The organism is Bradyrhizobium sp. WSM1417, assembly GCF_000515415.1.
GTDB lineage: Bacteria > Pseudomonadota > Alphaproteobacteria > Rhizobiales > Xanthobacteraceae > Bradyrhizobium.
This window is the reverse complement of the sequence record NZ_KI911783.1, coordinates 4,851,580-4,873,887: the sequence shown is the minus strand read 5'-3', so window position 1 is coordinate 4,873,887 and position 22,308 is coordinate 4,851,580. Positions and strand designations below refer to the sequence as shown.

Genomic DNA, 22,308 nt, shown 5'->3' with positions numbered 1-22,308 from the left:
ATGGCCGGCAGCGACGCACGCGCCCTCTCCCGCTCGCTGCTCGACCTGTGCCGGATGCGCAAGCTGACGATTGCGACCGCTGAATCTTGCACCGGCGGCCTGGTTGCGGGCGCGCTGACCGACATTCCCGGCTCCTCCGACGTCATCGATCGGGGCTTCGTCACCTATTCCAACGGCGCCAAGCGCGCGATGCTCGGGGTCGAGGCAAGCACGCTCACCAATTTCGGCGCCGTCAGCAGGGAGACCGCAACGGCCATGGCGGTCGGCGCGCTGGAGCGTGCCGGCGTCGATCTTGCGGTCGCTATCACCGGCATTGCCGGCCCCGGCGGCGCCACGCCCGGCAAGCCGGTTGGCCTCGTGCATTTCGCCGCCGCCGCGCGCGACGGCCGCATCGTGCACCGCGAGCATCGTTTTGGCGCCATCGGCCGCACCGCCGTGCGCCAGCGCTCCGTGGTCGAGGCGCTGCGCATGCTGATGGATCTCGCCCGCGGTCCAGCCCAGGCCAAGCCGCGCCGTGAAGCCGCGGTCACCCGCCTGCGTCCCCGCGTGACACGCTCCCCGCGCCGACATGTGGCGAAGCGCAGGCCGCCGCGGTCGCCGCGGAGCTGACTCCCGTAGCCTGAATGGAGCGAAGCGCAATCCGGGATTCGTTCCGCGCATACAGGGCCCGGATGACGCTTCGCTCCGTCCGGGCTACAAGGCCTTGCGCTGCCGGACGGGCAAAACACACGAACCTCAGGTCAAGCTGACTTCGCAAAAAGATTCCGCTTTACCGAAATTCGGCTTTGGCGTATTCCTTCGCCACCTCATCCCGGTCAGAGGGGCGTATCGCGATCGTCACGAAACGCGGGGTGAGCTGCGGTGGACGCTGGCAGCATCGGCGCGAAGGCTTCGCAGGGCGGGAAACCGTGAGCGAGGGCGTCGCGCACACGACCGGTGCTGACAGCGTACGGCAAAACCGTGTCGTCCTGACGCCCGGGGTCTGTGCGTCAAGTCTTGTGGTGATGTGGGCTGCCCGACCGGGCATTCGCATCAGCCATCCGCAAGGCGACGGGGGCAATAGTGCATCGCTCCCCGGGGAGAGCTCGGCATAAGCCGTCAAACCACCGCGCAGGGAAGGCCGTGTGTTGGGCTTCACCTGTATGCCGCTGTGCAGCCTCTTGTAGTGCAACTTTCGCACAGTGGACCGTGGGTGCCAGCCGGCACCCGGTCTTCCCTGCGCCCTCTGACAATTGGGGGCCACGCCAAAAGCCAAGCTCGGGCGAGACACGCCGCGGGGCTGCACACCCGTGTCTGCGACGGAGGACGAGAGTTGTTGGAGAGCGTCGACGCCGCCTCCTCAGTCATTGCGAGCGCAGCGAAGCAATCCAGAGTCTCTCCGCGGAGGGATACTGGATTGCTTCGTCGCAAGGGCTCCTCGCAATGACGAAGGAGAGAGCGTGCCCGTCCGCAACCACTACGACGACGCCAGCTTCCGCCGTCCGTAGATCGCATCCGCCCGCTTCTCGAACGCGATGGAAAATCGCGCGAACGCGGCGTCGAACATCGAGCCCATCAGGAGCGCCAGCATGCGGCTCTTGAACTCATAGGCGAGGAAGAAACCGACATCGCAAACGCTCTCGCCTTTGGGCTCGAACGTCCAGCGGTTTTCCAGATTGCTGAAGGGACCTTGCAGATATTCGACCAGGATCTTCAAATTGGCGCGGTCGAGCGTCACGCGGCTGGTGAAGGATTCCCTGACCAGTTTGAACGACACCGTCATGTCCGCGACCAGCACCTCGGTGCCGTCGGGTTTCGCCATGCGCTGTCGGACCTTCAGCGCGCTGCACAGCGGCACGAATTCCGGGTAGCGCTCGACGTCGGCGACCAGATCAAACATCTCGGACGCGCTGTGATCGACACGGCGCTTGCTCGAAAATTTGGGCATGGCGATTCAGCGGGCGTGTGCGGCCCGCGCGGCCTTCAGTTTCGCAAAATCCTCGCCGGCATGATGCGACGAACGGGTGAGCGGGCTCGCCGACACCATCAGGAAGCCCTTGGTGTAGGCGACCTTCTCGTAGGACGAAAACTCGTCCGGCGGCACGTAGCGCATCACGGCGTGATGCTTGCGGGTCGGCTGGAGGTATTGCCCGATGGTCAGGAAATCGACGTCGGCGGAACGCAGATCGTCCATCACCTGCTGCACCTCGTGGCGCTCCTCGCCGAGGCCGACCATGATGCCGGACTTGGTGAAGATGGTGGGATCTAGCTCCTTGACCCGCTGCAACAGCCGGATCGAATGGAAATAGCGCGCGCCCGGCCGCACCGTGAGATAGCACGACGGTACGGTCTCGAGATTGTGGTTGAACACGTCGGGCTTCGCCGCGACGACGACCTCGAGCGCCCCCTCCTTGCGCAGGAAATCGGGCGTCAGGATCTCGATCGTGGTCGAGGGGCACGCAGCGCGGATCGCGCGGATGGTCTGGGCGAAATGCTCGGCGCCGCCGTCCGTGAGATCGTCGCGGTCGACGGAGGTGATGACGACATGGGCAAGTCCGAGCTTGGCCACAGCCTCGCCGACGTTGTGCGGCTCGGCCGCGTCGAGCGCGTTCGGCATGCCGGTCTTGACGTTGCAGAACGCACAGGCGCGGGTGCAGGTGTCGCCCATGATCATGAAGGTCGCGTGCTTCTTGTCCCAGCACTCGCCGATATTCGGGCAGCCCGCCTCCTCGCACACCGTATGCAGGCCGTTGGCGCGCACGATGTTGCGGGTGTCGGCATAGCCGCGGGTGTTGGGGGCGCGTACGCGGATCCAGTCCGGCTTCGGCGGCGAAGCGGAATCGGGCCGGTTCACCTTTTCAGGGTGACGTGGGCGCAGCGGGTTCGAGATGGTATCGACAATAACGACCATGGGGTGTCCGGTCTGACCAAGTCCTACCTAGTCGGTCTGGCCGGGCATCGCAACCCGGCTCGCCCCGCTTCAGGGAACATGGCAGATATGGGCAATATCCTGCTCTGTTCTCTGGCGATTCTCACCTCGAATGGCTCCAGTTTCGAAACCTTCCACACCCCGGCTCGGCAAAGCCCTGAAGCGTGCCTTTTTCGCGCGCAGCGTCCACGAGGTCGCGCCCGACTTGATCGGTGCGACCATGCTTGTCGACGGCGTCGGCGGGATCATCGTCGAGGTCGAGGCCTATCATCATACCGAGCCGGCGGCGCACTCCTACAATGGCCCCACGCCGCGGAACCAGGTGATGTTCGGCCCGCCCGGCTTTGCCTATGTCTACCGCTCCTACGGCATCCATTGGTGCGTGAACTTCGTCTGCGAGGAAGAAGGCTCGGCCAGCGCCGTGCTGATCCGCGCGCTGGAGCCGACCCACGGCATCGCCGCGATGCGTCGGCGGCGCCATCTCCAGGATTTGCACGCGTTGTGCTCGGGCCCGGGCAAGCTGACCGAAGCGCTCGGCATCACCATCGCGCACAATGCCCTGCCGCTGGACCGTCCGCCGATCGCGCTGCATGCGCGGACGGAGGATCTGGAGGTCGTGGCCGGAATCCGGATCGGCATCACCAAGGCCATCGAACTGCCCTGGCGCTATGGCGTCAGGGGTTCGAAGTTTTTGAGCAAGCCGTTTCCGAAATAAGGTTACGACGCCTGCTTGAGCCGCTCCAGCGCCTCGAGCAGCTTGGCCTTGCGGGCCAGCGCAGCCTCGCGCTTCTCACGCTCCTCCTCGACGACCTCCTCGGCCGCGTTGGCGACGAATTTCTCGTTCGCCAGCTTGGACTCCGCGCGCTTGATGTCGGAATCGGCCTTCCCGATCTCCTTGTCGAGACGTGTGCGCTCGGCGGCGACGTCGATCACGCCCTTCAGCGGCAGCGCGGCGACCTCGCCGCGCACCAGGAGCTGGACCGCGCCGTCGGGTGCACTGTCGGCGAAAGAGATATCCGACAGCCGCGCCATGCGCTTGATGACGTCGCTCCAGCGCGGCGCCCGTTCCTTCGTCTCGGCCGAGGCGCCTGCAAGCACCAGCGCGGTCAGGGTCGCCGGCGGAATGTTCATCTCGGCGCGCACCGAACGGATCTGCGTGACGAGATCGATCACCCAGCCGATCTCGGCCTCGGCCGCGGGATCGGTGAAGTCGGCATGGTCGAAGATCGGCAGCACCCAAACCGGCGAGACGAGCGCGTCAGTCGGCCCCGTCGTCGCCGCGAGCATCGCAAGCTGCTCCGGCGTCGGCCCCGCCGGCTTCAGCGGCCACGGTGCCAGCGCGAGCAGACCGTCGCGTTTGGCCGTGACCTCCCACAGCTCCTCGGTGATGAAGGGCATGAAGGGGTGCAGCAGTTTCAGGATCTCGTCGCGCGCCCATGCCACCATGGCGCGGGTCTCGGCCTTGGCAGGGCTGTCGGGGCCGAGCAGCACGGGTTTTGCGAGCTCGAGATACCAGTCGCAATAGACGTTCCAGACGAAGCGGTAGATGCTGCCGGCGGCGTCATTGAAGCGATAGGCCTCGATCGCCTCGGTCATCTCGCGCGTCGTGTGCGCGCTCTCATGCGCGATCCAGCGGTTCAGCGTCTCCTTGACCTTCGCCGGCTCGAAACCCTCGGGCACGGCGCAGTGGTTCATCTCCGCAAAGCGCGACGCATTCCAGAGCTTGGTCGCGAAATTGCGATAGCCCTCGACGCGGCTGGTGGCGAGCTTGATGTCGCGCCCCTGCGCGGCCATCGCGGCCAGCGTGAAGCGTAGCGCGTCGGCGCCATATTGGTCGATCAGGCTGAGCGGATCGATGACGTTGCCCTTCGACTTCGACATCTTGGCGCCCTTCTCGTCACGGACGAGGGCGTGGATGTAGATCGTCGAGAACGGCACCTCCTTCATGAAGTGAAGGCCCATCATCATCATGCGGGCGACCCAGAAGAAGATGATGTCGAAGCCGGTCACCAGCGCGTTGGTCGGATAGTAGCGCTGCACTTCCGGCGCGTCCGCGGGCCAGCCGAGGGTCGAGAACGGCCACAGCGCCGAGGAGAACCAGGTGTCGAGCACGTCTTCGTCGCGCGTGATGAAGCCGTCACGCTTGTTGCGGTCGAGCGCCATCTCGCGCCCTTGCTCGACCGTGATGACTTCCTGCTCGACGTAATAGCCGAGGGCGTGGCTGACGGCCTCCTCCTCGGTCTCGGCGACGAACACCTTGCCATCAGGACCGTACCAGGCCGGGATCTGGTGGCCCCACCAGAGCTGGCGCGAGATGCACCAGGGCTGGATGTTCTCCATCCACTCGAAATAGGTTTTTTCCCAGTTCTTCGGCACGAAAGTGGTTTCGCCCGAACGCACGGCGGCCATCGCCGGCTTCGCCAGCGTCTTGGCGTCGACATACCATTGGTCGGTGAGATAGGGCTCGATCACCGTGCCGGAGCGGTCGCCATGCGGCACCATGTGGGTATGGGGCTCGATCCGCTCGACAAACCCGAACGATTCCAGCCGCTCGACGATGCGCTTGCGCGCTGCAAAGCGATCGAGCTTGTTGAACTCCTCGGCGAACTGCGCGGCACCTGCCGGCAGGTCGCGCAGATAATCTTCGTTGTCGAGGAGATCGAGGCAACCTTCCTCGTCGATGACACTGATCCGGGCGAGGCCGTGGCGATTGCCGACCTCGAAATCGTTGAAGTCGTGCGCCGGCGTCACCTTGACCGCGCCCGAGCCCTTCTCCGGATCCGAATAGTCGTCGGCGACGATCTGGATCTTGCGGCCGACCAGCGGCAGGATCACGTTCTTACCGACCAGCTTCTGATAGCGCTCGTCGTCGGGATGCACGGCAACGCCGGTATCGCCGAGCATGGTCTCCGGGCGCGTGGTGGCAACGACGATGAAGCTCGAGGGATCCTCGGGGCTGAAAGTCTTGCCCTCGATCGGATAGCGCAGGTACCAGAGGCTGCCCTTGATCTCGGTCTGCTGCACTTCGAGATCGGAGATCGCGGTGAGCAGCTTGGTGTCCCAGTTCACCAGCCGCTTGTCCTTGTAGATCAGGCCGTCGCGGTGCAGCTCGACGAACACCTTGACCACGGCCTTGGACAGGCCCTCGTCCATGGTGAAGCGTTCGCGCGACCAGTCGCAGGAGGCGCCGAGCCGCTTGAGCTGGTTGATGATGGTGTCGCCGCTCTCGGCCTTCCACTGCCAGATCCGTTCCAGAAACTTCTCGCGGCCCATCTCGCGACGGCTGGGCTGCTGGCGCTCCATCAGCTGCCGCTCCACCACCATCTGGGTGGCGATGCCGGCATGGTCGGTGCCGGGCTGCCACAGCACGTCGCGGCCGCGCATGCGCTCGAACCGGCACAGGATGTCCTGGAGCGTGTTGTTGAGGGCGTGGCCCATGTGGAGCGAGCCCGTCACGTTCGGCGGCGGGATCACGATGGTAAAGGGCACTGCGTCACGGCGGTCCGGGCGGCCGGCCTTGAAGGCAAGGCTGTCCTCCCACACGACGGACATGCGGGCTTCGATATCGGCGGGCTGGTAATTTTTCTCGATCATGGCGCTGTTAGAAAGCCGCGCACGGGGTCCAAGTCAACGGACAAGTCAACGGAAGGGTCAAAGGAAAGCCAGGCGGCAACAAAGCTTTCCGGTCCGGTCGGGAGGCCGAATATGACGGACAAGCAGGGCTTTATGAGGGCTCTGCGGCCCGATCTACCTGCCGCCGCGCGATACCCGCTCGATTTCGGCCTTCACGATGCGTTCGACGAGGCCGGGCAAATTGTCGTCCAGCCAGGATTTCAGCATCGGACGCAGCATCTCCTTGACCAGATCCTCCAGGGTTCGCGCATTGCTGCTGAGCACCGTGTGGGCCAGGGAATTGAAGGCGGATTCGACCGCGGAGACCGTCGATTGCGCCAGGATCGGCTGTTGGGGCGGCAGTGGCGGCGCATCGAAGTCCACCGGCGCATAGGATGCCGGCGTCGGACGCGGCGGCGGCGATTCGGCGAATTCGAGATCGTCGCGCGGCTCGACCTTGCGGAAGCTCGGCGGCGGCGGAGACGGCGTTGGCTCCATCGCCAGCGCCATATCGTCGGTCAATTCCAGCACGTCGGGCTCAGGTTCGGGCTCCGGCTCGGGAGCACGGATTTCCGGCGCAGCGGTGGCCGTGTCGAGGCCCGCTAGCAGCGCGTCGATGTCATCCTGATTGTTGGATGCATCAGCCTCGGGTGCCGGCGCCGGCGGCGCTGCCGGCTTTGCGGCCGGAGCCGGTGCGGGCTTCTCGGCGGCCGGTTTGGGCGGCGCGACCTTGGATGGCGGAATATCGTTGATCGCCTGAGGCTTCGGTGGCGCGGCGGGGGCGGCAGCTTTCTCCGGCTTGGCAGCATCCGCCGGCGGCGGCTTGGCCTCATCGTCGGCAATGATGCGCCGGATCGAGGCCAGAATCTCCTCCATCGAGGGTTCTGTGACCTTTGCAGGCTGCGTCATCTCCGACTCCACATCATCAACGCCCTCGCATGCGCTGTTTTACACCAAGCACGACAGGATTGGCCGGTTCCGGATGGGTGGCCCCGACATTTTCGTCGCGGCAGCCCGACTTGTCCCCAGATGACGGCTCAACGTGCAGCGGTGCGCCCCTGCCCTCGGCACTCATGCTTTACGCACACGGCATCGGATGCAGAGCGAATCGGCCCGCATCTTCTTGGCAAGGCTATGTCAGGGATTTTGCTGATTGCAAGCAAAGCACCGGTCGGCCTCGGCAATTTGCGAGGCCGACCGGATGACTACGGGACTCTAGCGTCCGTCAGGCGTGCGCACGCCGGCCCAGCTGTCGCGAACCTGCTGGTAGTGAACGCTGGGATCGTAGACCGTGGTGTTGAGGCCGAGGACTTGCGGCGCGAGACGACCGACCGCATTGAGCACCGAATAGGACGCCACCACGCGGTCATGCTGGGCAGTGACGAGCGCCACCCGCGCGTTGACCAGCGCCTGCTGCGCGTTGAGCACGTCGAGCGTGGTGCGTTGGCCGGCCTTGGCTTCCTCGCGCACACCATTCAGCGCGATCTCGGAGGCCGTGACCTGCGCCTGCGCAGATTGCACCTGCGCCTTGCCGGCTTCCAACTGGCCCCAGGCCTGCACGACGTTGGCGCGGGTCTGATCGCGGGTGGTTTCGAGATTCAAGCGTTGCTGCGCCAGGTTCTCTTTCGATTGGCGGATGAGCGCATATTCAACGCCGCCCTGATAGATCGGCACCGAGGCGGTCGCGATGGCGGAAGCGGTCGTCGTCCGGAAGACGGTCAGGGTCTGCTGGTACGACTGGGTAATGCCGGCCTGGAGCGAGACGGTCGGCAGCAGCGCGCCTTCGTTGATCTTGACCTGGAGATAATTGACGTCGATGCCGAACATCGAGGCCGTGACGTTGGGGTTCTCCACCAGGCTCAGACCGACGGCGGAGGCGAGCGTCCCGGGCAGGAAACGATCGACCGGCGAGCCCGGCGCAAGGTTCGTCGGCTCGTTGCCGATGATCCTGCGGAAATTGGCGCGCGTCGTCGTGAGATTCGATTCGGCAGTCAGGGCTTGGGTCCTGCCGGCCGCGAGCTGCGCTTCGGATTGCGCCACGTCCGTGCGCGTCACCTCGCCGACATTGAAGCGATCGCGGGTCTGCTTGAGCGTCTGTTCGAGCACGCGCACGTTGCTGCGCTGAACTTCGAGGGTGGCGGAGTCACGCAGATAATCCATGTAGCTGGTGGCAGCCTGCAACAGGACCGTCTGTTCGAGCACACGCAACGCCTCGCGGGATCCCGAGACCTGGCTCTCCGCCACGCGCGTCCTGTTAGCTGTGATGTTGCCGTTGTAGAGCGTCTGATTGACAGTCAGGCTGGCGCTGTTGGGCTGAAGGGGTTCGGAGCTGTGGATCGACGGCCCCTTCTGCTGCTGCTGAATATCCTGATATTGATAGCCGGTGCTGAGGTTGATCCCGACCTTCGGGCGATACCCCGACAGCGCCTGCGGCACGTTCTCGTCAGTCGAGCGCACCTGAGCGCGCTGCGCGTTGAGCTGCGGATTGTTCTGATAGGCGCGCACCAGCGCGGCCTCGATCGTATCCGCCAAGGCAGGCGTCGGCGCGACAAGCGCCAGCAGCAGGACCGAAACCGCTGCTCCGGTGAAGAGCTTCACCCCATGCATCCAAAAATTCCGTTCATTCTAACGCCCGGCTCGTGCCCGCGAGCTGGGTTACCGTCTACGAGTGGAGTCGTTGCCCCGCCGCAACATAGGACGCGGTCAAGCGCGACGGAACTACCTGAGGGTGGTTCTCAGTGGAAACTCTTCACGTGCAGCATCCCGGCCACACTTCTGATTCAGAACGGGATTTAACGGGCTAAAGCCGCTATCGGGCCGTCAGAAGACGAAGGCGGCGGCCCGTTCCAGCCCCGGAAGGACCGGGGCCGCGGCATCGAACAGCGCCCGATGGCCGAATTCACCGTGGGTATGGGTCACGATCATGGCTCGCGGCGGCCTGGATTCGGCCGAAACCCCCACCAGGCGCCCACCCTGCTTGAGCTGCCCGAGCAGCCCTGCCGGCATCACCTCGGTGGCGCCGTTGAGGACGATCACATCATAGGGGCCGGCAGCGACATCACCCTCGGCGCAGGCCGCGGCCTTGCAGGCCACGTTGGCAAGCCCGAGGGCGGCGAAGGCGTCATTGGCCTTCTTGGCCAGCGCCGAATCGCATTCCGTCGCGGTGACCTGGCGTGCGAGCTTGGCGGTCAGCGCAGCGAGATAGCCCGTGGCGCAGCCGACGACCAGCACGTTGTCATCCTCGCCGATCTCGGCAGCCTGGAGCAGCTTGCCGGTCAGCTGCGGCTTGATCAGGTACCGCTTGGCGCCGCCCTCGCTGACGTCGAGATCGAGATCGAGATACGCCAATGCCTGTCGGCTGGCCGGCACGAAGGCCTCGCGCGGAACCGTGAGCATGGCGTCGAGAACACGACGATCGGTGACATCACTGGTGCGCACCTGGCCATCGACCATTTTTAGGCGCGCCGTCGAGAAAACGGACATTTGCGGACCCTGCAAGGCGGACGATGCCGCGGACGAAAGTTGGCGGCATCTTTGGAACAGGCCCTGCGAAAACGCAACATGGCTTTGGCCCGCGAGCCGGGCCCTTCCGCAACTCGCAACGTCGAGGGTGAGCCGGCCTATTCGATCGTGACGGCGAGGCGGCCGATCAATGCGGCGACTTCATCCAGCCGTGCCGAATCGTGGGTCTCGACCGCGCGCGCCAGACAGGCGAGGCATTCGTCGTCGCTGAGTTCGGGGATATCCGCCGGCAGAATGGAGGGAGCCAGCGGGGAACGGTCGACCTGGATGTCTCGCATGGGAATCAGCTCCGTAAAGGACCGGCCTATGGAAGCTCGATTTCAATTGAGTCGTTTTGGCGTCGCGGCGGAGGATGCGAGCTCGCGACGGTACACATCTATTTGAAGATTTGGCGCAACGGGATCACGCGCCAGATCAGCGTCTGGCCGCAAGCCGTTGAAGATGAAGCGGAATTTGGCTCCCCGGGCTGGATTCGAACCAGCGACCATCCGATTAACAGTCGGATGCTCTACCGCTGAGCTACCGAGGAAAAGGGCGAACCCGTCGTTCGCGCGCGGCTGCGTATAACAAAGCCGCTTGCGCTTGCAAAGGACGAATTCGCCATCTCGCACATTGCTGCGAGTAAGGGCGCGTGGCCCCTCCTCCGCCTGGCCTCAGGTCGAATTACTCGGCAACGAATGAAGTGGTCTTGGTGCCGGAATCGTAGCGCAGCCGCAGCGCGGTGAACTTGCAGAGGTTGACGTTCTTCCAGAGCACAGTCTCGTCATAGTTCTGCCAGTCGACGCGGATGTTCCAGACACAGCCATCGTCGTCATCATCGAACTCGACATAGGTGCTCGCCTGGTTCTGCAAAACCTTCTCCAACTCGTTGTCCCATTCGTCCATGCCATCGTTCGGGGCGTTGAAGCCCAGGAATTTGATGGCATAGCCGGTCTCGTTGACGACGGTGACGTTGCGCGCGTCAGCCGCGAACGACGGCGCGGCGGCGATCGATAGACCGATCGCGATCAGTGCAGACAAAAAATACTTCATATGAAATTCCCCCGATCGAAACGGGCTTTCGGTGCCTGACGTCGATCGGCGCAGGCGCCGCGGCAACCAATGGCGTTGCCTTGAAGGATTCGTCGGAGGCGCAATCGAAAGGTTCAAGGCGCGATCGATCCGCGCTCCGGCGCGTTGCACGACGCGAGCCGCGCAACGAGCCAATTCTTATCGATTCGAATTCTCCGCAGCAATGAACCGGCATTCATAGATCGGCGGGGTTTGTTGTCCGGGGTGGGCGCTGGCCCGCGGAATGTGATTTTTGTCGCAGGCACAACTTCGCGTCCTCGCGGCGAGGCTCGCCCGAGTTTTGCTTTGTTTCGTCCACCCTCTTCGTCAGAGGGCGCAGGGAAGACCGGGTGCCGGCTGGCACCCACGGTCCACTGTGCGAAAGTTGCGCTCCAAGAGGCTGCACAGCGGCATACAGGTGAAGCCCAACACACGGCCTTCCCTGCGCAGTGGTTTGACGGCTTATGCCGAGCTCTCCCCGGGGAGCGATGCACTATTGCCCCGTCGCCTTGCGGATGGCTGATGCGCCTGCCCGGTCGGGCAGCCCACATCACCACAAGACTTGACGCACAGACCCCGGGCGTCAGGACGACACGGTTTTGCCGTACGTTGTCGCATCGGTCGTGTGCGCGATGCCTTCGCTCACGGTTTCCCGCCCTGCGAAGTCCTTCGCGCCGATGTGACTAGCGTCCACCGCAGCTCATCCCACGTTTCGTGACGATCGCGATACGCCCCTCTGACCGGGATGAGGTGGCGAAGGAATACGCCAAAGCCGAATTTCGGTAAAGTGGAATGTTTTTGTGAGGTCAGATTGACCTGAGGTTTGTGTGTTTTGCCCGTCGGGCAACGCAGGGTCTTGTAGCCCGCATTGCTTCGCGGGCTATCGGCTGTCGCCTCACGGCCTCCGACACACCGGTCCGATCTCGATCAGTGCGTCCTAAGACCTGCTCGTGAGGAACCCTCGCGGCATCTATTTCCGAATTCGGGAGAACCAAATGATCTTACGTGACGCAGCGGTCCGCCCGATCAGGGAATCATTCGGTGAGGTCATTTGACAGAGATAGGACGATCGACGGACGCATGCGGCCGATATCCGAAGCGCATCACCGCTGCCCAAAGCCTGTCCGCAGCATACCCACAGGCCTATCCACAGGCCGACAATGCCGGATTCGCGAGCCCGCGCGAGCCACTTGCTGCGCACAAACCCACAGGGCCGGTATGTCAGCTGCCGGCCTGATCGAACACGGTGCGGCAAGCCTCACTCAAGCTTGGCCTGTTGCGGCGCAGGCACGCTGTGATGGCGCGAACGTTGGGGATTTCGCCGGCGCAGAGCCGGTAGACGTCGGGGGTACAGGCCCGGCGCTGCTCGGGCGTTCCCTGCTGCGCATGGGCGGCGGAGGCAAACAGCGTCAGGAACAGCCCGACCGTCGAGGCGCGACGCGCCCGGCTTTTCACACCCGCAAACCGCAAGAACCTCGCCTTCATGACCAGTCTCCCGTCTGCCTTGCCCGCCGGCCTGTCTTGGCCGGTGTGCAAAGGGGTAGGAGAAAAAAACAGCCGAAGATGTGACCTCCTTCACACTGGGGGCACCCGGCAGGAACCTAAGTTTCCCAACGGGATTTCATCATCGCTAACCAATCGGGACCCGATTGGCCGATCGTTAAAATGCGAACGATCGGCTCAATCGGGTAACAAGCCGGCTTTGCGACATTGCGCCATCCGCGGTCCGGAGGGTGTGATGAGCGAAGCCGAATTCAACTTGCTGCTGGATGCCGTCCAGGACGCCATGGTCCATGACGATCTGGCGTTCGTGCCGGGGGAGGATTTCGTGCCGCGCTCGTGGACCTATTACGCGAAGCCCAACGCCTCCGCGAAGCCGAAGGCCGCCAATGACAACGAGGGCGCCTGGCCCCTGCTGCCGTTTCCGGACGGCTGGTACGCGGCCTGCTAAGGCCAATTTCACCGTGGGCCGATGCGCCCGCGCTCTGCGGGCGTTTTGCTATGGGCCCTAGGCCGCGAGATTCGGCGTGCCCGCGATCAGGTCTTGACGCGCTCTCCGCCGTCCTGCGGCGCCTGGTCGGGTGCGGCCGCCGGAAAGATGCTGTCATAGATCGCGCGGGCCTCGCGAATGAGGCGAGCCCGCTCCAGCTCGGATTTCGGGACAAATCGGACGATTTCGCTCACGTGCTCTCCAGCGCTCGATCGTTGGGATGCATCACTTCGCAGATGCGAAGACTATGCCAGCGGGCTGAATGGCGGGTTTCCGCCGGGCCCCGGGCAAACCCGGTGTGCGCGGTCAGCATGCATCGCCCGCGCGGGCCGATAGCAGCCGCGGTGCAATCAAATATTGCTGAGATATCAGGAGGTTGTGATGGAGGCCACGTCGGGACTCGAACCCGAGTAAACGGTTTTGCAGACCGGCGCGTAACCACTCCGCCACGTGGCCCCAACGAGGGCGGAGCAATATAGGGGATCACGGGTTTAGGCAACCCCGACCGGGCAGCTACGCCTTCCTGCCGCCGAGATATTGGCCGAGAATCTCGTCGGTTGCGCCGGCTGCCACGATCCGCCCCTCCCCCAGCAGAATCGCGCGGTTGCAGGTGCTCTTGATCAGCTCGATGTCGTGCGAGGCGAGCACCAGAATGCCGGCGCGCACGACGATCTCGTCGAGCCGCTGCCGCGCCTTCTTGCGGAACTGCTGGTCGCCGACGCCGATCCATTCGTCGAGCAGCACGATCTCGCCCTCGACGGCGGTTGCGACCGCAAAGATCAGGCGCAGCATCATGCCGCTGGAATAGGTGCGCAGCGGCAGGTCGAGCCGGTCGCCGAGCTCGGTGAATGCGGCGATCTCCGCGCGCTTGGCGTCGATCTCGGAGCGCCGCGCGCCGATCACGAGGCCCCGCCGCATGATGTTCTCATAGCCGGTCGCTTCCTCGTCGAATCCGGCCGAGAGATCGAACAGCGGCAGGCAGCGGCCCAGCACGTCCACGCTGCCCGACGTCGGATGGTAGATGCCGGCGAGGACCCGCAGCAGCGTGGTCTTGCCGGCGCCATTGGCGCCGATGATAGCGACGCGGTCGCCGGCACGGATGTCGAGGCTGACGTCATTCAACGCGGAGACGATGTGCGGGGTCGCTGTGGTCCGCCGCAGCGTCACCGCGCTAACGAACCGGCTGCGCAGCGAGCGGTCTCGGAACGACAGCACCGGAAACCTCACCGAGACGTTGCGAAGCGCGATATGAGCTGCGGGGGTCATAGCTCGCGCCTCACAGCCAATACGCCACGCGACGGCGGTATCTTGCGTAGCAGCCAAGGCTGATGACGGCCACGAGGGCCGCATAGATGATCCCGAGCAGCCACTGCTCCGCATCGGTCGGCTGCGACAACAGCGGCCTGCGCACCAGATCGAGCAGCGTTGCAAACGGATTGGCGCGGATCAGCCAATAAAATGCGGTGCCGCGCATGGTGTCCTCGGTCCAGATGATCGGCGTCAGGAAGAATACGAATTGCAGGCCGCTGACGATCGCCGAGCCGATGTCACGAAACCGCGCGCAGAGCATGCCGAGCGCAACCGAGCCGCCGAGCAGCACGACGAGCAGGATCGCAATGCCCGGCACCGCGAGCAGCATGCTCGCATGCAGCGGCCATGGCATCACGAGATAGAGCAGGACGACGATCACCAGATGATGCGCAAAGATGAGGACGTTGCGCGCGATCATCTGGAGCACATGCACGATCAGCGGCGCCGGCACCGCCTTGATCAAATGGCCTGAAGCCACGAAGATGTTGGAACCTTCCTGGAGCGTGGTCGCGATCAGCGTCCAGACGATCAGGCCGACGGCGAAGGTCGGCAGAAAGCTCGCGATGTCCTGCCTGAACAGTGCCGCATAGACCGTGCCGACGCTGGCAATGGTCGCAGCGAGCGTCAGCGTGATCCAGAGCGGGCCGATCACTGTGCGCCGGTAGCGCAGCGAAATGTCCATCAGGGCAAGCGTGCCCCAACGATCGAACCGCGCCGCCTGGGCAAGGATCTCCTTGGCTGCAAGCTGAATGCGACGGCCCTTTCCGCTTCCGGCGTTCCGATGGTGCGACAGGATAGCAGATCGCGGCCTGTTGGCCGATGGTCTCTATCCGCCCGCCTCTCGCGGGACAATCGGCCGTACGGATGATCCGACTGGAGTCAGGCTCGCTTGCCCCGCCGAACACCGCGCCGGCGGTCCTTCACCGGCGGCTTTGGCGCCAATTCGGGCATCTCGGTCTGAACCTCGCGATAGCGGGTTAACATCCGTTCGAAACAGGCATTCAGCGTCTCGGCGATGTCCGGGCGTTTCTCCAGAGCGGAGAGGATGGTCGCTGCGGCTTCGATGGTCGATAGTCCGTCCTTCCGAGGCTCCTTGCGCAGGCGCCCGTAGCGCGATGGGGCGGCCGGGTTGAGGATGACGCGCTGGCATTTCAGCATCCACGGGTTACGCCACCACAGCGCCTTGGCCTGGCTCCAGGTGCCGTCGAGCAGCACCACACCTTCGAGCTTGCCAAGGCGCGCGCGCTGGTTGTCCGCGATCTCGCCCTTGCGGTTGAGTGCCAGGATTTCGCCCTCAGCCTCGAGATCGGCGGCGTGCGCCGAGCCGAGATAGAGCACGGCCCAGTGCGAGGCGTTCTCGATCGGTTGCCCCAGCGCCTTGGATAGGCTCGGCCAGGACAAGCCGACCCGCAAGGTGGCACCGGCGAAATGCTTCGCAAGCAGCCGGGCAGTGCCGAGCGCCCTGTCCTGCTCCTGCGGATGTTGAAGGATCAGGAGTCTAAGGCGGTTCTTGAGCGGCGTGACGCTGTCGCAGATGCACAGCGGCATCGGCTTCTGGCAGTGCGGGCATTCGGGGATCGGATCGGCCGGCGCGGCGGCGGTGGGGTTCGACATGGTCGCCGCTATACGCTTTGCAAGGCGGTTCAACAACCCGCCTATTCCGCCGGCGCGGCCAGCGGGCGCGGCTCGCGGCGGCGGCGCAGACGGTCGATCAGCAGGTAGATCACGGGCGTGGTGTAGAGCGTCAGGATTTGCGAGACGAACAGCCCACCGATGATGGTGATGCCGAGCGGGCGGCGCAGTTCCGTGCCGGGCCCGGTCGCGACCACCAGCGGAATGCCGGCGAACAATGCCGCCATCGTCGTCATCAGGATCGGCCGGAAGCGCGCCTGGCAGGCCTCGAAGATCGCTTCCGCCGACGACAGGCCACGCTGGCGTTCGGCATCGAGCGCGAAATCCACCATCATGATGCCGTTCTTCTTGACGATGCCGATCAACAGGATGATGCCGACGAAGGCGATCACCGTCAGCGGCGTATTGGTGAGCTGCAAGGCCAGCAGCGCGCCGAGGCCCGCCGAGGGCAGCGTCGAGATGATCGTGAGCGGATGGGCGAGGCTCTCATAGAGCACGCCGAGCACGATATACATCGCCACCAGCGCGCCGAGGATCAGGAGCGGCTGGCGGCCGCTGGTCTTGGCGAAATCGCCGGCATTGCCGTCAAAACTGCCGCGGATGCCTTCCGGCATGTGCAATTCCTCGACCGCGCGCTGGATGTTCTGCGTTGCAGCCTGGATCTGCACGTCCGGCAACAGATTGAATGACACGGTGGTCGATGGGAACGATTGCGAATGATAGACCGCGAGCGCGGCGAGCCCGCGCGTCGCATGCACCACGGCCGACAGCGGCACCTGCGCGTCGCCCGCGCCGGCGACATAGATCCGTTCGAGGTTGGAGGGATCGACCTGGAATTTCGGGTCGATCTCCAGCACGGTCATGTACTGGTTGCGTTGGGTGTAGATGATCCCGATCTGCCGCTGCGAGAAGGCGTTGTTGAGCGCGTTGTCGATATCCTGGACGCGGACGCCGAGCGCCGAGGCCTTCTGGCGGTCGATCGACAAGGTCAGTTGAAGCCCGCCGGGATCGCGGTCGCTGGAGATGTCGGTGATGCCCTCGACGCTCTCCATGCGCTTGGCCACGATCGGCGCCCACTTTTGGAGCAAACTGAGATCGGTGCTGGTCAGCGTGTACTGGTAGTCGGAATCGCTCTGCCGTCCGCCGGCGCGCACGTCCTGGGCGGCGAACATGAACAGGCGGATGCCGGGCACCGGGTATAACGCCCGCCTGAGACGGTCGATCACCACCTGGGTCGAGACGTGATCGCGCTCCTCCGGCGGCTTCAGGCTGATGAACATGGTGCCGCGATTGGAGGTCGCGCCGCCCGGACCGCCGCCGCTGCCGACGGTGGAGCCGATGCCGGCCACGGCCGGATCCTGCATCACGATGTCGGCGAGCCGCTGCTGCAGGCTCAGCATGGACTGGAATGAGATGTCGGCCGAGGCACGCGTCGCCCCGATGACGAAGCCGGAATCGTCGGTTGGGAAATATCCCTTGGGGATCTTAATGTAGAGCGTCACCGTCAACGCAATGGTGGCGAAGAAGACCAGCAGCGTCAGCAGCGGATATTCCAGCACGGTACGCAAGGTGCGGGTGTAGAAAGCGACGATCCGCGACAGCGAGCCTTCGATGATCCGGTCGAACAGGGTCGCCGTGCCGGACGTGGTCTGCCGGATGTAATGGGCGCAGATCATCGGCGTCACCGTGAGCGACACCAGGGTCGAGACCAGGATCGCGAAGGTCAGCGTCAGCGAGAACTCGCGCAGCAACCGGCCCACGATGCCGTCCATGAAGATCAGCGGCGTGAAGGCCGCGATCAGCGACAGGCTGATCGATACGACGGTGAAGCCGATCTGCCGGGCGCCGTCCAATGCCGCCTGGAGCGGCCGCATGCCGTGCTCGAGATTGCGGTACATGTTCTCGATCATGACGATGGCGTCGTCGACCACGAAGCCGACGGAGATCGCCAGCGCCATCAGCGACAGATTGTCGATCGAGAAGCCCGCGACCCACATGCCGGCGCAGGTCCCGGCCAGCGCCAGCGGCACCGAGATTCCGGCCGCGATCGTCGGCGTGATCCGCCGCAGGAATACGAACACCACCACCATCACGAGGATGGCGGTCGCGAGCAAGGTCCACTGCATGTCGAGCACGCTGGCGCGGATCGTGCTGGTGCGGTCCACCAAGGTGGAGATATCGACACCGGCCGGAATCCATTGCTTCAACGCGGGGATCAGCGCCTTTACCCGGTCGACGGTGTCGATGACGTTGGCATCGCCCTGCTTGGTGATCTGGATCAGCACCGCCGGCTGCTTGTTGAACCAGGCGATGGAACGGGCGTTACGGACGGAGTCCTGGATGTCGCCAACATCGGAGAGCCGGACGAAATTGCCCTTCGCGCTCTTGATGACGATATCGCGGAATTCCTTCGCTGTGCGCATCTGCCTGTTGAGCGACAGCGTCTCGCTCTGCCGCTCGCCGTTGAAGATGCCGACCGGACCGAGCGGGTTGGCATTGATGATCGCGGTTCGCACGTCATCCGTGGCGATGCCGGCGTTCGACAGCGCGACGGGGTTCAGCTGAATCCTCACGGCCGGCTGGTCGGCGCCCGAGATCGTCACATTGCCCACCCCCGGCACCTGCGAGATGCGCTGCGCGAGCACCGTATCGGCGACGTCATAGATCGCACTGGCCGACAGCGTCTTCGAGGTCAGCGCCAGAACGAACACAGGAGCGCCGGCGGTGTTGGCCTTACGGAAGCGCGGCAGCGTCGGCAAATCGCTGGGCAGATCGACCAGCGAGGCGTTGATCGCCGCCTGCACGTCGCGCGCGGCCTTGTCGATGTTGCGGCCGATGTCGAACTGGAGCTGGATGTTGGTCGTGCCGAGCGACGAGGTCGAGGTGATCTGGTTGATGCCCGCAATCTCGCCGAGCCGACGCTCCAATGGCGAGGCAACCGTCGCGGCCATCACGGACGGGTCGGCACCGGGACGGCTGGCCGAGACGAAGATTGCGGGGAAATCGATGTTCGGAACCGAGGCGACGGGGAGGAACTCGTAGGCCACGACACCGAGCAGGAACAACCCGATCGACAGTAGCGTCGTCGCGACCGGGCGGCGGATAAAGGGCTCCGAGATCGATGCCATCACTGCATCCCCTCGGTCGCGCCCGCGACCGGCGGACCGCCGGGTTCGACCGGCGGCAGCGCCTGCTCGAGGCGGCGGTTGATGCGGTCGAGGGCGAGATAGATCACCGGCGTGGTGTAGAGCGTGAGCAATTGGCTGAGCAACAAGCCGCCGATGATGGAGATGCCGAGTGGAAAGCGCAGCTCGGCGCCGGTGCCGCTCTCGATCGCCAGCGGCAGCGCGCCGAACAGCGCGGCCAGCGTCGTCATCATGATCGGACGGAAGCGCAGCAGACAAGCCTGCACGATCGCCTCGTTCGGCGACATCCCCTGCCCGCGCTCGGCCTCGAGCGCGAAATCGATCATCATGATCGCGTTCTTCTTGACGATGCCCATGAGCAGGATGATGCCGATCAGCCCGATCACCGAGAGGTCCTGCCCACACAGCATCAGCGCCAGGATCGCGCCGACGCCGGCCGAAGGCAGCGTCGAGAGGATCGTGATCGGATGGATGTAGCTCTCGTAGAGCACGCCGAGCACGATATAGATCGTGATCACCGCGGCCAGCAGTAGCCAGGGTTGGCCGGCGAGTGCCTTGGCGAATTCGGCGGCATCGCCGGCATAGACGCCGACGATGCTGTTGGGCATCTCGATCCGCGTCTCGATGGTCTTCACGGCCTCGACAGCGTCGCCGAGCGCCGCGCCCGGGGCGAGATTGAAGCTGAGCGAGATCGACGGGAATTGCGCCTGGTGCGAAATCGCGAGCGGCGCGGTGGTGCGGGTCAGCGTCGCCACGGCGGAGAGCGGCACCTGTGCGTTGGGCGCGCCGGCGGTCGCGCTCGCCGCGCCCGGCAGATAAAGCTTCGACAGGATCGAGGGATCGCGCTGGTACATCGGCAGCGCTTCCAGCACCACGCGGTACTGGTTGGCCTGGCCGTAGATCGTCGAGATCTGGCGCTGCGCGAAGGCGTCGTTGAGCGTGTCGGTGATGCCCTGGAGGCTGACGCCGAGCTGGCCGGCGCGGGTGCGGTCGACCGTGAGCTGCGCCCGCAGGCCGCCTTCCTGCGCCTCCGAGGAGACGTCGCGGAACAGCGGATCGCGCCGCATCTCGGCAACCAGCTTGCGCGCCCATTCCGACACCAAAGCGGCGTCGGTGCCGGTCAGCGTGTATTGGTATTGCGAGCGGCTCGACTGGGTCGAGATCTGCACGTCCTGCACCGGCTGGAAATAGACGGTCATGCCGGGGATGGCGGCCACTCGCTCCTTCAGCCGGGTGATGACGATGCTGACGTCGTCGCGCCGCTCACCGCGAGGTTTCAACGTCATGACCAGACGGCCGACATTGGTGGTCGGATTGACCGAGCCTGCTCCGATCACCGAGACCACGCCTGTTACATCGGGGTCGGCCTTGATGGCGTCGGCCGCGTCGGCCTGCCGCTTCTGCATCTCCGCAAACGACACGTCCGGACCGGCTTCCGTCACCGCGGTGATCGAGGCGGTGTCCTGCAGCGGCAGGAAGCCCTTTGGCGCGACGACATAGAGCGCCAGGGTCGCGATCAGCGTGGCGAAGGTCACGACCAGCGTCGCGCGCTGGCGCTCCAGCACCCAGAGCAGCGTGCGGTGATAGAACCCGACGGTGCGATCGATGAAGTGGCTGACCGCGGCAAGACCCGGCACTGCCAGCTCTTCATGGGCATGCTTCAGCAGGCGCGAGCACATCATCGGCGTCAGCGTCAGCGAGACCACGGCGGAGGTCACGACCGCGATCGTCAGCGTCAGCGCGAATTCGCGGAACATGCGGCCGACAAGGCCCGACATGAACAGCAGCGGGATAAACACCGCGATCAGCGACACCGTCAGTGAGATCACGGTGAAGCCGATCTCGCTGGCGCCCTTGAGCGACGCCTCCATCGCGCTGTCGCCGTTCTCCATGTGGCGGACGATGTTCTCGATCATCACGATGGCATCGTCGACGACGAAGCCGGTGCCGATGGTGAGCGCCATCAGCGACAGATTGTCGAGGCTGAAGCCGGCGAAATACATGATGCCGAAGCTCGTGATCAGCGACAGCGGCAGCGCCACGCCGGCAATCAGCGTGGCGCGCAGCGAACGCAGGAACAGCAGCACCACAAGCGTCACGAGCACGACGCTCAGGATCAGCGTGAACTGCACGTCGCGGACCGAGGCGCGGATGGTGACGGTGCGGTCGGAGACGATGGTGAGGTTCACGCCGGCCGGAATAGCGCGCTGGACCTTTGGGATTTCCGCGCGGATCTGGCTGACAACGTCGATCACATTGGCGCCGGGCTGACGCTGGATGTCGATGATGACGGCCGGCGAGCCCTGGTACCAGCCGCCGGTGCGGTCGTTCTCGAGGCCATCGACGATCTGCGCGACGTCGGCGATGGTGACGGGGGAACCGTTGCGGTAGGCGATGATGACAGGCTTGTAGGCGTCGGCGGCGGCGATCTGGTCGTTGGCGGCGATGATGTAGGATTGCTGCGCGCCGTCGAGCGAGCCTTTCGGCCCGGAGACGTTGGCACTGGCGATCGCGGTGCGCAGGTCTTCCATGGCGATGCCATAGGCGGCCAGCCGCGCGAGATCCGCCTGGATGCGGACGGCCGGCTTCAGTCCGCCGAGCACAGAGACGCGTCCGACGCCGGAAACCTGGCTCAGCCGCTGCGCCAGAAGCGTGTCGGCGATGTCGCTCATCGCCCGCAACGAGATCGTGTCGGAGCGCAGCGCCAACGTCATCACCGGCGCATCGGCCGGGTTCACCTTGGCGTAGGTCGGCGGATAAGGCAGCGTCTTGGGCAGCACGCCGGCCGCGGCATTGATCGCGGCCTGGACGTCCTGGGTCGCGCCGTCGATGTCGCGGTTGAGATCGAATTGGAGCGAAATCTGGCTGACGCCGAACGAGCTCGTCGAGTTCATCGCCGACAGCGACGGGATCTGGCCGAGCTGCCGCTCCAACGGCGCGGTGATCAGCGAGGCGATCACGTCGGGGCTCGCGCCCGGCAATTGCGTCGTCACCTGCACGGTCGGGAAATCGACCTGCGGCAGCGCGGACACCGGCAGCGCGAAATAGCCGAGCAGCCCGCCGATCAGAAGCGCGATGCCGAGCAACGAGGTCGCGATGGGACGGCGGATGAAGGGTTCGGAGACGCCCATGGGATG

The 22,308-nt window shown here is 64.8% G+C and carries 18 protein-coding genes and 2 tRNA genes; 3 read left to right on the top strand and 17 right to left on the bottom strand.

Annotation, left to right across the window (positions count from 1 at the left end; all coding sequences use genetic code 11):
• Positions 1-609: a CinA family protein gene (locus BRA1417_RS0123665; protein WP_027517936.1), complete on the top strand. Its 609-nt coding sequence runs from the start codon at positions 1-3 to the stop codon at positions 607-609.
• Positions 610-1,456: 847 nt separating this feature from the next.
• On the opposite strand, the gene BRA1417_RS0123660 is transcribed toward BRA1417_RS0123665, so the two are convergent.
• The gene (locus BRA1417_RS0123660; RefSeq protein ID WP_027517935.1) at positions 1,457-1,927 is read right to left on the bottom strand and encodes a type II toxin-antitoxin system RatA family toxin; all 471 of its coding nucleotides are present in this window, start codon (positions 1,925-1,927) and stop codon (positions 1,457-1,459) included.
• 6 nt (positions 1,928-1,933) lie between these two features.
• On the bottom strand, positions 1,934-2,890 hold the full coding sequence (gene lipA / locus BRA1417_RS0123655; protein WP_027517934.1) for a lipoyl synthase: 957 nt from the start codon (positions 2,888-2,890) through the stop codon (positions 1,934-1,936).
• Between the two features lie 130 nt (positions 2,891-3,020).
• Here lipA and BRA1417_RS0123650 point away from each other — a divergent pair, with 130 nt between their 5' ends.
• Positions 3,021-3,623 (top strand): DNA-3-methyladenine glycosylase, encoded by a 603-nt coding sequence (locus BRA1417_RS0123650; RefSeq protein ID WP_027517933.1) that lies wholly within the window; start codon positions 3,021-3,023, stop codon positions 3,621-3,623.
• A 2-nt stretch (positions 3,624-3,625) separates the two neighbouring features.
• On the opposite strand, the gene BRA1417_RS0123645 is transcribed toward BRA1417_RS0123650, so the two are convergent.
• From BRA1417_RS0123645 to BRA1417_RS0123610, 8 genes are all read right to left on the bottom strand, one after another.
• Positions 3,626-6,502 carry a valine--tRNA ligase gene (locus BRA1417_RS0123645; RefSeq protein WP_027517932.1) on the bottom strand — a complete coding sequence of 959 codons (2,877 nt, stop codon included), beginning with the start codon at positions 6,500-6,502 and terminating at the stop codon, positions 3,626-3,628.
• Positions 6,503-6,655: 153 nt separating this feature from the next.
• The gene (locus BRA1417_RS0123640; RefSeq protein ID WP_027517931.1) at positions 6,656-7,429 is read right to left on the bottom strand and encodes a PopZ family protein; all 774 of its coding nucleotides are present in this window, start codon (positions 7,427-7,429) and stop codon (positions 6,656-6,658) included.
• A gap of 306 nt (positions 7,430-7,735) precedes the next feature.
• The gene (locus BRA1417_RS0123635; protein WP_027517930.1) at positions 7,736-9,127 is read right to left on the bottom strand and encodes a TolC family outer membrane protein; all 1,392 of its coding nucleotides are present in this window, start codon (positions 9,125-9,127) and stop codon (positions 7,736-7,738) included.
• A gap of 213 nt (positions 9,128-9,340) precedes the next feature.
• Positions 9,341-10,003, bottom strand: coding sequence for a protein-L-isoaspartate O-methyltransferase (locus BRA1417_RS0123630; protein ID WP_027517929.1), 663 nt, complete (start codon positions 10,001-10,003; stop codon positions 9,341-9,343).
• 137 nt (positions 10,004-10,140) lie between these two features.
• A complete protein-coding gene (locus BRA1417_RS0123625; protein WP_007591158.1) occupies positions 10,141-10,320 on the bottom strand; it encodes a hypothetical protein in 180 nt (59 codons plus the stop codon).
• Positions 10,321-10,496: 176 nt separating this feature from the next.
• Positions 10,497-10,571 (bottom strand) — tRNA-Asn (locus BRA1417_RS0123620).
• A 134-nt stretch (positions 10,572-10,705) separates the two neighbouring features.
• Positions 10,706-11,074, bottom strand: a complete 369-nt coding sequence (locus BRA1417_RS0123615) for a hypothetical protein (protein WP_027517928.1) — start codon at positions 11,072-11,074, stop codon at positions 10,706-10,708.
• A 1,239-nt stretch (positions 11,075-12,313) separates the two neighbouring features.
• Positions 12,314-12,577: a hypothetical protein gene (locus tag BRA1417_RS0123610; RefSeq protein WP_027517927.1), complete on the bottom strand. Its 264-nt coding sequence runs from the start codon at positions 12,575-12,577 to the stop codon at positions 12,314-12,316.
• 253 nt (positions 12,578-12,830) lie between these two features.
• On the opposite strand from BRA1417_RS0123610, the gene BRA1417_RS0123605 reads away from it, so the two are divergent.
• A complete protein-coding gene (locus BRA1417_RS0123605; protein WP_007610233.1) occupies positions 12,831-13,043 on the top strand; it encodes a hypothetical protein in 213 nt (70 codons plus the stop codon).
• Positions 13,044-13,129: 86 nt separating this feature from the next.
• Here BRA1417_RS0123605 and BRA1417_RS44935 read toward each other — a convergent pair whose 3' ends face one another.
• The 7 genes from BRA1417_RS44935 to BRA1417_RS0123570 form a co-directional block, all read right to left on the bottom strand.
• Positions 13,130-13,276, bottom strand: coding sequence for a hypothetical protein (locus BRA1417_RS44935; protein ID WP_198034854.1), 147 nt, complete (start codon positions 13,274-13,276; stop codon positions 13,130-13,132).
• Between the two features lie 188 nt (positions 13,277-13,464).
• Positions 13,465-13,538, bottom strand: a tRNA-Cys gene (locus tag BRA1417_RS0123595).
• Positions 13,539-13,595: 57 nt separating this feature from the next.
• A complete protein-coding gene (locus BRA1417_RS0123590; RefSeq protein WP_027517926.1) occupies positions 13,596-14,348 on the bottom strand; it encodes an ABC transporter ATP-binding protein in 753 nt (250 codons plus the stop codon).
• Between the two features lie 10 nt (positions 14,349-14,358).
• Entirely contained in the window at positions 14,359-15,075 is a 717-nt protein-coding gene (locus tag BRA1417_RS0123585) for an ABC transporter permease (protein WP_027517925.1), read from the bottom strand.
• Positions 15,076-15,272: 197 nt separating this feature from the next.
• The gene (locus BRA1417_RS0123580; protein ID WP_027517924.1) at positions 15,273-16,007 is read right to left on the bottom strand and encodes a tRNA-uridine aminocarboxypropyltransferase; all 735 of its coding nucleotides are present in this window, start codon (positions 16,005-16,007) and stop codon (positions 15,273-15,275) included.
• A gap of 41 nt (positions 16,008-16,048) precedes the next feature.
• Positions 16,049-19,153 (bottom strand): efflux RND transporter permease subunit, encoded by a 3,105-nt coding sequence (locus tag BRA1417_RS0123575; protein ID WP_027517923.1) that lies wholly within the window; start codon positions 19,151-19,153, stop codon positions 16,049-16,051.
• Positions 19,153-22,302, bottom strand: coding sequence for an efflux RND transporter permease subunit (locus tag BRA1417_RS0123570; protein WP_027517922.1), 3,150 nt, complete (start codon positions 22,300-22,302; stop codon positions 19,153-19,155). Before BRA1417_RS0123570 ends, BRA1417_RS0123575 begins: the two co-directional genes overlap by 1 nt.
• Positions 22,303-22,308: the final 6 nt, after the last annotated feature.

Excerpts from the sequence above, each read along its gene's own strand:
- BRA1417_RS0123665 (WP_027517936.1), top strand. The coding sequence starts at position 1 with ATGGCCGGCAGCGACGCACGCGCCCTCTCCCGCTCGCTGCTCGACCTG.
- BRA1417_RS0123570 (WP_027517922.1), bottom strand. The coding sequence starts at position 22,302 with ATGGGCGTCTCCGAACCCTTCATCCGCCGTCCCATCGCGACCTCGTTG.
- lipA (WP_027517934.1), bottom strand. The coding sequence starts at position 2,890 with ATGGTCGTTATTGTCGATACCATCTCGAACCCGCTGCGCCCACGTCAC.
- BRA1417_RS0123650 (WP_027517933.1), top strand. The coding sequence starts at position 3,021 with ATGGCTCCAGTTTCGAAACCTTCCACACCCCGGCTCGGCAAAGCCCTG.
- BRA1417_RS0123605 (WP_007610233.1), top strand. The coding sequence starts at position 12,831 with ATGAGCGAAGCCGAATTCAACTTGCTGCTGGATGCCGTCCAGGACGCC.
- BRA1417_RS0123635 (WP_027517930.1), bottom strand. The coding sequence starts at position 9,127 with ATGCATGGGGTGAAGCTCTTCACCGGAGCAGCGGTTTCGGTCCTGCTG.
- BRA1417_RS0123630 (WP_027517929.1), bottom strand. The coding sequence starts at position 10,003 with ATGTCCGTTTTCTCGACGGCGCGCCTAAAAATGGTCGATGGCCAGGTG.
- BRA1417_RS0123625 (WP_007591158.1), bottom strand. The coding sequence starts at position 10,320 with ATGCGAGACATCCAGGTCGACCGTTCCCCGCTGGCTCCCTCCATTCTG.
- BRA1417_RS0123660 (WP_027517935.1), bottom strand. The coding sequence starts at position 1,927 with ATGCCCAAATTTTCGAGCAAGCGCCGTGTCGATCACAGCGCGTCCGAG.
- BRA1417_RS0123590 (WP_027517926.1), bottom strand. The coding sequence starts at position 14,348 with ATGACCCCCGCAGCTCATATCGCGCTTCGCAACGTCTCGGTGAGGTTT.
- BRA1417_RS0123640 (WP_027517931.1), bottom strand. The coding sequence starts at position 7,429 with ATGACGCAGCCTGCAAAGGTCACAGAACCCTCGATGGAGGAGATTCTG.
- BRA1417_RS0123645 (WP_027517932.1), bottom strand. The coding sequence starts at position 6,502 with ATGATCGAGAAAAATTACCAGCCCGCCGATATCGAAGCCCGCATGTCC.
- BRA1417_RS0123615 (WP_027517928.1), bottom strand. The coding sequence starts at position 11,074 with ATGAAGTATTTTTTGTCTGCACTGATCGCGATCGGTCTATCGATCGCC.
- BRA1417_RS0123575 (WP_027517923.1), bottom strand. The coding sequence starts at position 19,153 with ATGGCATCGATCTCGGAGCCCTTTATCCGCCGCCCGGTCGCGACGACG.
- BRA1417_RS0123610 (WP_027517927.1), bottom strand. The coding sequence starts at position 12,577 with ATGAAGGCGAGGTTCTTGCGGTTTGCGGGTGTGAAAAGCCGGGCGCGT.
- BRA1417_RS0123585 (WP_027517925.1), bottom strand. The coding sequence starts at position 15,075 with ATGGACATTTCGCTGCGCTACCGGCGCACAGTGATCGGCCCGCTCTGG.
- BRA1417_RS0123580 (WP_027517924.1), bottom strand. The coding sequence starts at position 16,007 with ATGTCGAACCCCACCGCCGCCGCGCCGGCCGATCCGATCCCCGAATGC.